Raw genomic sequence first — 12196 nt, 5'->3', positions numbered from 1 at the left:
CTGATGCTGGGCGACACCAGCATGGGCATGATCAACGGCCATCTCGAAAGCACGCCGGCGCAAGAACGCCTGGAGGGATTTCGCCATGCGATGCAGGAGGCGGGCATGCCCGTAAATGAATCCTTGCTGATTTCGAGCGATATGTTGCCGGAAGAGGCCGCCGTGCCCAATGATGGCTTCAACAAAGAAGCCGGATATTTCGGCATGCGCCGATTGTTGGAATTGCACGAGAATCGGCCGGATGCAGTTTTTGTCGCGAGCGACATTCAGGCGCTGGGCGCGATTCGCGCCTTGCAGCAAAGCGGCTTGCGCATTCCGGAAGACATGGCCGTGGTGGGTTTTGATAACGTCGAATTGGCGGAATTGGTCGGCTTGACCACGATGAAGCAGCCGATCCGCGAAATGGGCGATTTGGCCGTGGAAAAACTCATGGCGAAAATCAACGGCGCGCCGCCCTCATCGAAGTTGCAGCACCGGTTTCAGACGGAGTTGATTGTGCGTGATACTTGCGGCGCCAAGCTCAAAGCGCAGAGAAACGGCCATGGCAGAATTGACGGCTAAGCAACAGCAGCAAATCGCTTCGCTCGGCAACAGGCTTTCCGACGCCAAAATTGCCAAAAAGCTCGGCCTCGATCAAAGCGCGGTGAAGGCGTTTCGCCGGCAGCAACAGCAGGCCGGCCGGCAGAAACGCGAGCGCGTGTTCAAGATCATCATGCTCGCCACGCCGGTGCTGTTCTTTCTCATTTTCGAATTGGTATTGCGCGCGGGAAATTATGGCGGCAATCTGGCGCTGTTCACGCCGGCGGAATTGGTGCCGGGTTATTTGCAAATCAATGACAACGTTGGCCGGCGCTATTTTTCCACGATCGGCGTCACGCCGGAGGCTTCGAAAGATTTGATGCGCGCGGTGAAAGCGCCGAACAGTTACCGCATTTTCGTGTTGGGTGAATCGACTACCGCCGGGTATCCTTACATGTACAACGGCAGCATGTCGAAAATGCTTTATCAACGTTTGCGCGATTATTTCCCGGAGCGTGAGATTGAAGTCGTCAATCTTGCCATGCCTGCGATCAACAGCTTTGCGCTGCTCGATTTGACTGAAGAAGCGCTGGCGCAACAGCCGGATGCGCTGATCATTTATTGCGGTCACAACGAGTTTTATGGCGCGCTCGGCGTGGCTTCCACCGAATCGCTCGGCCGCTGGCGCGGCATGATTAATTTGTATCTCGATTTGCAGCAACTCAAAATCATGCTGTTTTTGCGCGATCAATTGGCGGTGCTGAAAAAAGCATTAGCCCCGACTTCTTCCGCAGATGGCAAGGCGCACACGACGCTGATGGAGCAGATGGTGGGCGACGAGCAGATTGCATACGGCGGTGAAAAGTACAATCGTGCCCGCAATTTTTTTAAAGCGAATTTGAAGGACATCATCAATGCCGGGAAAGAGAAGGGCGTTGACGTTCTGCTTGCTAATCTCGTCAGCAATGAGCGTGATTTGGCGCCGTTTGAAACGATGTATGATCCGGCAACCGATCGCCCTGCTTTCGAGCGCACGCTGCAACACGGCCAAAAACTCGCGTCCGAGGGCAACATGACGGAAGCGCTTGCATTATATGATTCTCTGGAACAAATTGATGCCACGCCGGCAGCGCTGCATTTTCTCAAGGGCAGAGGGCTTGAAGCGTTGGGGCGCTTTGAGGAGGCGCGCAGCGCTTACGCCAAAGCTCGCGATCTCGACGGACTGCGTTTTCGCGCCAGCGCGGATTTTAATGCCGCAATTCAAGAAGTGGCGCAGGCGACCGGCGCGGTGCTGGTGGATATGCACGCGGCGTTCGCGCAAGCTTCGCCGCAGGGTTTGATCGGCAAGAATCTCATGCTCGAACATGTGCATCCCACTCTCGAGGGCTATTTCATCATGGGCCGCGAGTTGTGCGAGGCCATGCATGCACACGGCATGATCGAAACCATTTGGGATGCCCGCCGCAGCCGGCCGGATTCGGTTTATTGGCAGGAACGCGGCGTCACGGCGCTGGACGAGGAAGTGGCGGCCATTCGCCTGGAAGTGTTGATGAACAACTGGCCGTTCACACCCAAAGAGCGCAGCATACCGTTCCGCTATCAGCCCAAAAGTTATTTGCAAAAGCTGGCTTATGCGATGTGGCAGCGCGAAGAGAGTTGGGAAAAAGTTCATGTGCTGCTGGCAGAAGATTTCGAGAAGACCGGACAGTACGAGCTTGCCATTAAAGAGTATGAAGCGTTGATTCTGCAAACGCCGCACAATTCCTCGCCCTACATTCGCGCGGGCTTGCTTTATGCGCATGTGCAGGATTACGATCGCGCCCTGGATCGTTTGCTCAAATCGATTGCACTGGAGCCTTCCGCCGAGGCCTGCAAAGTCGTGGGCGCAATTCTTGTCAGCCGCCAGCAGCCGGACAAGGGCGTGCCTTATCTGCAAAAAGCCTTGCAGCTCGCGCCCAACGACGGGCAGACGCTCTACAATCTCGCCGGCGCGTACATGATGCTCGGCCAAACCGAGAATGCCCGCGCCGTCATTGCGCAATTGGAGAAATTGTCGCCGGGGAATGCGAAGATCGAGCAGTTGAAGCAGCAGTTGAAGGGTTGATTTTTGATTTTGAGGCATCCAGGTTGGACACAGTTTCAACAGATCTACACAGATAAAATCAGTGTGAATCCGCTTTGATCTGTGTTCGAAAATTTTGATTCTGGCGCGCATGCAGTTTTACAGCGATTTTTTATGGAGTTTTAACCCGTTAGCAAAGCATGAATTCACGGATCTACAAAAGCATCATTATTTGCATTTATTCTCTTGTGGGTTTGTTCTTGTTTGCGGCTTGCGCGAAGGAAAAGGAGATCAACCCCACGCTCGCGCAAGTCGGCGAGCGCAGCATTTCGCAAAAGGCCTACGAGCACCGCCTGCGCAAGTTTTTGATGCTCACGCCGGTTGACAATGCGACGACACGCGAGGCTTTGCTGCAAACGTTGATCGACGAACAAGTCTTGCTGCATGAAGCCGACCGGCGTGGTTTGCGCGAGCATGAAGATTTCAAACATTACGCGCAATCGTCGCATACAGATGCGGTGCTGGAAGTTTATCGCGATCAAATGGCGGATGCCCGTACCGTGGTCACGGAGCAGGATTTGCAGGAAGCGTTTGCACTGATGAATGAAAGCGCGGCGGCGCGGCATCTCTTCGCGGCCTCGCGCGAACAGGCTGATGCGCTTTATGAACAATTGCAGGCCGGCGCAACCTTCGAGGCATTGGCGCCGCAGGTTTTTAAAGATCAGCGCTTGGCGGACAGCGGCGGCTATCTCGGCTATTTCAAGTGGGAGGATATGGATCCGACGTTTGCGGCCACTGCGCAGAAACTCAGTGTCGGAGAAATCTCCGCGCCGGTACGCACGAAATTCGGTTACAGCATCATCAAGCTCGAGGATCGCAAACCCGCGCCGCTGTTGACGGAAACGGAATACGCCAAGATGCGCAAGAAACTCAACTGGATCGTCACGCATCGCAAGCGCGCCGCCGCGATTCAACAGCTCGATCAGGAAACGCTGGTCCAACTCGACATTCGTTTTAATGAAGATACGATCGCACAGATGTGGCAATATCGCGGCGTGGAAACCAACGGCAAAATGGACGAGCAAGAGGGAGGCGCCGCGTTGCCGGTGATTGCGCCGGAAACCGAAGTGGCAACCATCAAAGGCAAGCCGTTCACTTTCGCAGAATTTCAAGAACGCGCGCAATGGACTTCCGAACGCCAGCGCCAGCGTATTCAAAGCCGGGAAGAGTTAAAAGATTTTATCTCCGGCTTGATTTTGCGTGACGAGTATTTGCAGCGCGCGCGTGCCGCCGGCGCGGAGAAAGATGAGAAAGTCAAACATCTCACGCGCGAGCGGGAAGACGAATTTTTGATGAAAAAAATGGTGAGCCTGTTGACGGATACCGTAACCGTGCCACTGGATTCGCTGCGGCAAGCTTACGAAGCGCAACCGCAGCAATTCACGCATCCGGCACAAGTGCATGCGCGGGAAATCACCGTTGCCTCGCGGGAACAATGCGAGCAAATTTTGAGAGAAGTAAAAGCCGGCGGCGATATTGCCGCATTGGCAAAACAGCATAGTTTGCGCAAGTGGACGGCGGAACGCGGCGGTGACGCCGGTTTCGTTACCAAAGGTGATTTGGGTAACTTCGCCGAAGATATTTTCAAGCTCAAGCCCGGTGAAATTGCCGGGCCATTGCAGGACGGCGAGTATTTTACACTCGTGCAAGTGGTGGAGGTGAAGCCGCAACGCCAAAAGACGTTTGAAGAAGCTGTGCCGGAAATCCGCGCGCTGCTGTTGCCGCTTTACCGCCAGCGCGCGTTGCAGGCGCAGTTGGCGAGGTTGCGGGAGGCGATGAGCATCGACATAAAACGGAAGGTTTATCAGCGGATTGCCTCGCCGTTTTGAAAGCAAAGATTTTTCTGACCACCAAGATACGAAGACGCTAAGAAAACCTAGTGTCTTTGTACCCTAGTGATAAAATTTTTGGTGCGGCTTGTCCGAGTTGAGTTTTATGAAGACATTATTGCTAACGACATTGATTTTTGTACAGATGTTGATGGGCGATACCGCGATACTAGCAATGCAGTCGCCAGAAAATGTGGTATTGGCTAACCACGCCTTGTTGGGCCCGGCAAAGGCCGTAGCTGTCGAAGGAAGGTTTGCTTATTTGGCAGCAGGCGGAACCTTTGTTGTCATCGACATCCAGAACCCAGAACAACCGATTCAAGTCGCCGCAACCGAAATTGGCGACAGGATTAATGATATTTTTGTTGCGAATAGTTATGCTTATCTTGCTGCATCGAAGTTTCACATTTTTGACCTCACAGACCCATATCACCCCCAGGAGAGAGGCGTTCTCGAAATTGACGGGTCACGGGTTGTTGTGAAGGACAATTATGCATATTTGTGCAGTGGCGCTCTCGGTTTGCGTATCATTGATATTGCAGACAAAAGTGTTCCAATGGAAGTCGGTGTTTTTGATCGCAATTCGGTGTTAGATGGGGTGCATGCGGACAACGCTGTGGATGTTCGCGTGCTCGGCGAGCTCGCTTACGTTGGCTTTACGGGCGTGGGTGACAGCAACGGCCAGGGTTTTTGGATTGTAAATATCGCGGACAAAGCCAGGCCTCAACCAGTCGGTTTCTATGATCCTGAAGTCGGAGTACTCAGTGTTGAAACGGATTCCAAGCTAGCGTATCTCGGCACAACAAATGGATTGCAGATCATTGATCTTGCCGATGAAACACCGCCACGATTGTTATCAACTTTTCCTGATGAGGCCAGAGATCTCAAAAAAGAAGGAGATGTTCTACACCTCGCTTCTCGATTTGGTATTTTGGCGTTGGATATCTCCAATCCCGCGAACCCACAAATTCTCAAAAAGTATTTTTCGGAAGCGGCCTGCTGGCGCGTGCAGGTGCTCAACGGCATTACCTATGCCGCAGCAGATTATCAAGGACTGCAAATTGTCGACATCAGTCCAGTTAGCGCTTCCAAGATCATCGGAGGGTTGTCGCACAGCGGTGCGATCTCAAGAATTTGGGCTTACGGCAATCATGTATACCTTGTTGAGGGCCGATTTGGCCGACCAGCTGTGTTACGCATCATGAGCATCGCAGATCCTGTTCAAATGAACACGGTTGCACATCTACCTATCGAACCTGTTGCAATCGCTTTCTGGCAGCATTTTGCTTATGTCCTGACGCTGGAGAATGTACAAATCTGGGATATCTCTTTTCCGGAGGTGCCGCAGACGGTGGGACAACTTAACATGCCTGGTGCCCGACATATTGAAATTCATAACGGTAATGCTTATGTCACAACCACGGATGAAATACACGTTTTTGATCTTTCTGATCCTGTTCGCCCGGCAGGGCTTGCGTCGACTCTTGCACGTGGGATCGTAGACATTGAAATTTATCAAAATTATCTTTTTGCGCTTTTGCAAAATAACCCGAGGATCGAAGTATTTGAAGTTTCTATTCCCAGTTCACCGAGTAAAATTTCCATCACGGAACTTAATGATGTGGTAAACAGCTACTCTCAAGTTCATGCGGCCGGTTCCGGGCTCTGTATCATTTCCTGGTGCAATCTTCATCTCTTCGATGTAACAAAACCGGAAGAGCCATTTGAGAGAGCAGATCGCAATGTTGGATGTTATTTGAAGAAAAACGCTTTCGTGACGAGCGAGAAGCTTTTTTTGACGAATGGAGAAACGGGCATCGAGATTTTTGATCTCTCCCGCATGGAGTCATTACCGAAGTTAGGCGGCTACATCTTTGGCAACTACCTGGCCTCCGATGTTTATGCTGATCAGAAATGGATTTATCTCGCATACGCTGATGCGGGTTTGCATGTTTTATGGCATGATTTTTCAACTCTTGTTAGGTTGTCGCACGACAAGGAAACGCCAGTGGCGATTATTCGTGTGGGCAGTTATCCCAATCCCTTCAACGGATCAACTCGCATCGAGTATCAAATTATGGATTTTGGTTTAGTCGATGTGAGAATCTTTGACCTTTTCGGCAGAGAAGTCAAATCCTTGTCAAAAAGCGTGCTTGTACCGGGAGTATACAAGATTGATTGGGATGGACAAGATTCCAATAGCAGGCCTGTTGCCAGCGGTGCTTATTGTGTCCGTGTGCAGTTAGCCACTACTGTTGTAATGAACAAAATCCTGTTGATTAGGTAATTTTTCACAGAAAGGGGAAAGAACATGTACATCAAGATATTTCACATCATATTTTTGCTCGCATGGTTAATTTCTCAATCGACAGAAAGTGTTTTTTCGCAAGCGAAAATCACAAAAAGGTTGCAAAATGTGATGAATAGCATCGGGGATGACGATAAGGTTAATGTCGTCATTGCTTGGTCTGGACGACGAGTTTTTACGGATGAAGAGAAGAAGAGCTTTGATTTTCTGCCCAGGCTTAAAAAGCAATCTCTCATCGTGGCGGAATTAAAAAATTATGCAGATATTCAGCAAAGAAATTTCGCTGCTATTCTTGAGCAAGGCAAGTTAGATGGCGAAGTAGAAAGCACGTTAAATCTCTGGTTATTTTCCCGCTATGCCTGTAAAATTGGCAAGAATTTGATTCTTCGTGTTAGCGAGTTGCCGGAAATTAGTTTTATTGACCACGATCCAGAGTTCCCTGGCATGCATACATTTGATGCCGAGGATGCGCACAACACAATAGCAAAATCGTCGGCATCAATCGCGGCAGCCCCGGAATGGGGAGTTTCAAAAATCAAGGCTCCGACGGTTTGGCAGATAGGATTTCAAGGCCAAGGTGTTCTTGTTGCTGTGCTTGATGATGGGTGCAATTATAACCATTCAGATCTCGCAAATCATCTTTGGGATGGCAGCAGCTTTTTTTATAACGGTCAACAACTTATATATCATGGCTGGGACGCTGTTGATAATGACAACAACCCAATTGGTGGAAATCATGGAACGCTGGTTACAGGTATTGTAGGAGGTGATGGTACTACTGGGAAAGCCACGGGAGTGGCGCCTGGGACAACGGTAATGATTATTCGAAATGCAACCGATGCTGCAACGCGCGAGACTAAACTCATGGCAGGCTTTCAATTTCTTGTAGACATGAAAAGTATTTATGGAGAAACATTTCAACTGCCTGATATTGTAACAATGTCGCAGACAATGAAATTTTTGGATGTGCCTGACTATGATGCGTGGCGAAACCTTGTTTTAGGTTTTTATGATTTGGGTATTTTACACACGAATTCAGCGGGTAATTTAGGCGCAAGCCCAACGGGAGATTGCGACACATATCCTTGGTGCCCCATACCTTGGAATGTGGGAGCTCCGGCAAATTGTCCTCCACCTTGGTTACATCCTGATCAGTTGCCTCCGGTTGAAACTGGTTATCCTTATCTTGGTGCTACCATGGCAATAGGAGCGACGAAACAAGATGATTCTATTCGAAATGATTCTGGGCGCGGCCCAACAGCATGGGAAAATATTCAATCTATACATGACTGTCAAAATATCATAAATTCTGAATGGTGGCAGTATCTATATGATACGGTACCACAGAACGAGCGCAAGCCTCTTATCAAGCCTGATATCGTTGCTCCAGGGGATAACCTTTACTCAACAAGTTCAAGTGGTGGTTATGCATTATTCCAACAAACATCAGCAGCAACACCTCACGTTGCCGGCACAGTTGCATTGTTGCTTTCTGCAAACGCCAATCTATCTCCCGCTGACTTGTCAAGAGTTCTACAAGTTACTGCCGTTGAATTTGGCATTCCCGGCAAAGATAATGTCTATGGTGCTGGTCGGATTGATGCCTACCAGGCAACTCTGCTTGCGCTTGCCTATTCTAATAAGTCTATTAGTACTACGGCCACGGCTTCCAATAACGGCCGGCGTATGGTCAAAACGAGCGACAATCGCTATCACCTCGTTTTCGAATCTGGCGTTGCTTCCGGCGGCAATGTGCTGAGTGAGATTCTCTATCGCCGCTCCAATTCCGGCGGCACAAGCTGGGAAACACCCACGCGTTTGAGCGCCGGCGACGAGCAAAATCGCTATCCAAGCATTGTCGAGCGTGTTGATGGAACGACGAAAAAGCTTTATACCGTTTGGCAGCGCAAGACTGGAACCAACACTTACAATATTCTCTTTCGCCACTTCAATGGCTCATCGTGGGAGATGATTCAAACGATCACTTCCGGGATTTCTCTAGCCAGTGATCCGCTTCCTGTACTCGCCATCAGCACGCCCTCAACTTCCTTTGAAATGATGGTCGTTTATCGAACCAGTAGCGGGCTCAAAACCCGGCGCTCGACTAGCACCAACGGTACGAGTTGGGAGTCTGAGATCACAGTGACCACCAGCACCAGCGCGCGCAATCCCAACGTCACCTACAGTAGTAACGATTATGCCAATTTCGACGCAGCATGGGACAATGGCAGCCAGGTTTATCATCGCCATTTTTACGGCGGCAATTGGAGCAGTGAGATTAACGTTAGCAGCGGCTTGAGCACAGCTAACACGCATGAGTACCCTTCGTATGCGCGCGGTTCGACCAATAATCGCCACGTTGTTTGGCAAGCCACAGATCAAACCCAGGGTAACCGGAAAGTCATTTTTCACAGTTACAATCTCAACACCTCAACTTATACCAAGTTTTACAGCAGCAGCGTGAATTACTTGCGGCCGAACATTGCCGGTATTGGCAGTGGCGGCGCATTTGTGTTGTGGCACGATGACAGCGGCACGAAGAACATCCGCTACGCGCGTTTCAACGGCTCATATTGGGAAACGAGCTCGGCTGGCGTCGTTTATGCGAGCAACGGCATCGATGCTTCGGTCGCGACCATGAACCCACCGGGCACTTCGATCAAAGGCGTTTATCGTAGTGCGGACAGCTCGCCTTACAGCCTGTCGCTTGGCGGTTTTTTAAGCAAACCCGAGGCGGCTGAGGAAATCACTTATAGCCGGCAAATCATTTTTGGACAGAATGAAGATGCTGCTCTTGCTCTTCGCATTGCGGCGCCGATGATTGACAGTGAAGTTGTTCCGCTCATCTTTCCGGAATTGGATTGGGAAGATTCACTCACCACGGAAACTGTTATTGACAAATTGACTTTTGATTTCATTGTGCCAGCCAACGCCGAGGCCATGCAATTCGAGACCGAGGTCTACGCAAATAAAGCCGGACAATTGCTGGAAGAGGACAAAACCACCCTTGAGATATACCTTGAATTGGTCGATCGTGCGACCGATGCGAGCTTGGAAACAAGCTTGCGCGAGCTCGTGAGCTTGGACGACGAAATCAAATCAACGAAGACGGCAAAAATTGCTTTGGCCAATCATCGCGGTGTGGCGGTGCGCTTGCGACCCGTGCTTGCGGGGTTAGATCTGAACAAAGCGCGCGGTGCATTGGTGCACGTTTACGGCGATGACGGCTTCGGCCAGCGAGACGCAACAAAACCAAAAATCAGCACTGGGACGAATGTGAGCCGCCTTAGTATCAGCGCCTGGCCGAACCCCTTCAACCCAGCGACGCAGATTCACTTTACTCTGCCGTCGGCAGGCCTAGTTTCAGTGCGCATCTTTGATGTGAACGGCCGCCTTGTGCGCGAATGGCGAGAGGAACATCGTGTGGCCGGCGAGCATGTAATTTTGTGGGATGGCAGAGACCTGGCTGGCCAGGAGGTGGCCAGCGGAGTTTATATTTCTCAAATTAGCGTTGGCCGCGAGCGACAAATTGCCAAGATGACTTTGATCAGATAATCTGACAGAGTAACAAAGACTCTGATTGCTTGTGACTTCAACTTGAAATTTTAAATTTTGTGACCGCTTTCACAATCCCCAAGGAGGGACGATGAAACTTTCGTCAAAGTGTTTTCATCTTGTGTTGGCGCTGCTTTTGGCCTTGAGCCAGATGTTGCTGGCCGGCACCACCGGCAAAATTGCCGGCAAGGTGACGGACAAGGCCACCGGCGAGGGCCTGCCAAGCTGCGCCGTGGTGATCAAATCTCAAATCAAAGACGGGAACGAAGTACCGCTCGATCGCGCGCTGGGCGCTGCGACAGACATTGACGGCAACTTTGTCATCATCAACATCCCGCCAGGACGCTATGTGGTGCAAGCCTCGTTCATCGGGTATCGCTCGATCTCGCTGCGCGACGTGGTGGTTTCAATCGATGTCACAACCACGATCAATTTCCCCTTGGAAGAGGCCACGCTGGAAACTGATGAAGTCGTGGTGGTAGCAGAGCGCGAAATCATCAACAAATCGATTACTTCGTCGCAAGCGAATATTGCCTCCGATCAGATTCGCGCCTTGCCGGTGCAGGAAATCAATGAAGTGTTGAGTTTGCAGGCGGGTGTGACCGTGGGCCGCGGCGGCGATATTCACATTCGCGGCGGCCGCGCCAGCGAAGTGGCTTACTATGTCGACGGCGTGTCCGTAACCGACGTGTACAACGGCGGCTCTTCGGTGCGCGTTGAGAATGAATCCGTGCAAGAGCTGCAAGTGATCAGCGGCACGTTCAACGCGGAGTTCGGCAACGTCATGTCCGGCGTCATCAATCTCGTCACCAAAGACGGCAGCCAGGAATATCACGGCAGCGTGAATTTGTATGGCGGCGACTATATCAGTTCGGACAAGGATTTGTACCTCGGCATCGACGACGTGAATCCGCTTGCCACCAGCAACGTGCAGGCGAGTTTGAGCGGTCCGGTGCCGCTGCTTGGCAAGCGATTGACCTTTTTCGCGACCGGCCGTTACTTCAACAGCGACGGCTGGCTCAACGGCAGGCGCATGTTCAACTATCTCACCGGCGACACGCTGGGCGTGTTTGGCGGTCCCAGCGGCAAAGATGCGATTGCCGGCGAAATCGTGCCAATGAATACCCGCGAGCAGCGCTCGGCGCAGTTTAAAGTCTCGTACAAACTCGCCAATGCCATCAATGTGAAGCTGGGTTTGCTGGGCAATGATGACAACAGCGCGAATTACAACGGTTTTTATCGTTGGATTCCCGATGCGCGGCGCACAAATTATGACAGAGGCTACAATGCCAATTTGCAGTGGACGCATACCCTTGGCAGCCGCGCGTTTTATACATTAAACCTGTCGCAATTCTACAAAGAGTTCAAAAATTACCTGTTCGAAGATCCGCTTGATCCGCGTCTGGTCGATCCTGATACCTCGCTGCGCGTCGATTCCGGATATGATCTCGCCACACTTGGCACGGAGAGCGGCTTTTTTGAGCGTGCCACCACCTCGCAAGTGGCCAAGTTTGATTACACCAATCAAATCGACTTGGTGCACCAGCTTAAGCTCGGGTTCGAAGTGAAACGCCACAAGCTCTTCGAAGAGAATATCAACATTCAACCGGCGCTTGGCCCGGATGGCGTGGAAATCGAGCCGTTCGTGCCCTCGATTCCGCCGCTCTCCAGCCCGAATCACAATCGCTACCGGTTCAAGCCCGTGGAGTTTTCGGCGTACGCGCAGGATAAAATCGAGTTTGAAAGTGTGGTGATCAACGCCGGTTTGCGTTTTGATTATTTCGATTCCAAAGGCCTGGTGCTGGTCGATCCCAGCGATCCCAATGTTTATGAGCCGCAAAACGACGCCTATCAAGTTCTGTC

The 12196-nt window shown here is 51.2% G+C and carries 6 protein-coding genes; all 6 read left to right on the top strand.

Going from position 1 to position 12196, the window contains the following annotated elements:
* On the top strand, positions 1 to 561 hold a 561-nt coding region (locus FBQ85_17785), incomplete at its 5' end, for a substrate-binding domain-containing protein (GenBank protein MDL1876986.1).
* Positions 542 to 2623: a tetratricopeptide repeat protein gene (locus tag FBQ85_17780; GenBank protein MDL1876985.1), complete on the top strand. Its 2082-nt coding sequence runs from the start codon at positions 542 to 544 to the stop codon at positions 2621 to 2623. The genes FBQ85_17785 and FBQ85_17780, both read left to right, overlap by 20 nt.
* Before the next feature lie 158 nt (positions 2624 to 2781).
* Positions 2782 to 4470, top strand: a complete 1689-nt coding sequence (locus FBQ85_17775) for a hypothetical protein (protein MDL1876984.1) — start codon at positions 2782 to 2784, stop codon at positions 4468 to 4470.
* Positions 4471 to 4576: 106 nt separating this feature from the next.
* The gene (locus tag FBQ85_17770; protein ID MDL1876983.1) at positions 4577 to 6757 is read left to right on the top strand and encodes a hypothetical protein; all 2181 of its coding nucleotides are present in this window, start codon (positions 4577 to 4579) and stop codon (positions 6755 to 6757) included.
* Between the two features lie 24 nt (positions 6758 to 6781).
* Positions 6782 to 10333, top strand: coding sequence for a T9SS type A sorting domain-containing protein (locus FBQ85_17765; protein MDL1876982.1), 3552 nt, complete (start codon positions 6782 to 6784; stop codon positions 10331 to 10333).
* A 91-nt stretch (positions 10334 to 10424) separates the two neighbouring features.
* Positions 10425 to 12196 (top strand): TonB-dependent receptor (locus tag FBQ85_17760; GenBank protein ID MDL1876981.1); only part of this gene is annotated, 1772 nt, incomplete at its 3' end.

The sequence above is a fragment of the Cytophagia bacterium CHB2 genome (assembly GCA_030263535.1).
In the GTDB taxonomy this organism is placed as follows: domain Bacteria; phylum Zhuqueibacterota; class Zhuqueibacteria; order Zhuqueibacterales; family Zhuqueibacteraceae; genus Coneutiohabitans.
The sequence above is the reverse complement of the archived record's forward strand: the minus strand, read 5'-3'. Positions and strand labels throughout refer to the sequence as shown.

Bases quoted from the DNA above. Each gene is read 5' to 3' on its own strand.
- FBQ85_17780 (MDL1876985.1), top strand. From the start codon at position 542: ATGGCAGAATTGACGGCTAAGCAACAGCAGCAAATCGCTTCGCTCGGC.
- FBQ85_17765 (MDL1876982.1), top strand. From the start codon at position 6,782: ATGTACATCAAGATATTTCACATCATATTTTTGCTCGCATGGTTAATT.
- FBQ85_17775 (MDL1876984.1), top strand. From the start codon at position 2,782: ATGAATTCACGGATCTACAAAAGCATCATTATTTGCATTTATTCTCTT.
- FBQ85_17770 (MDL1876983.1), top strand. From the start codon at position 4,577: ATGAAGACATTATTGCTAACGACATTGATTTTTGTACAGATGTTGATG.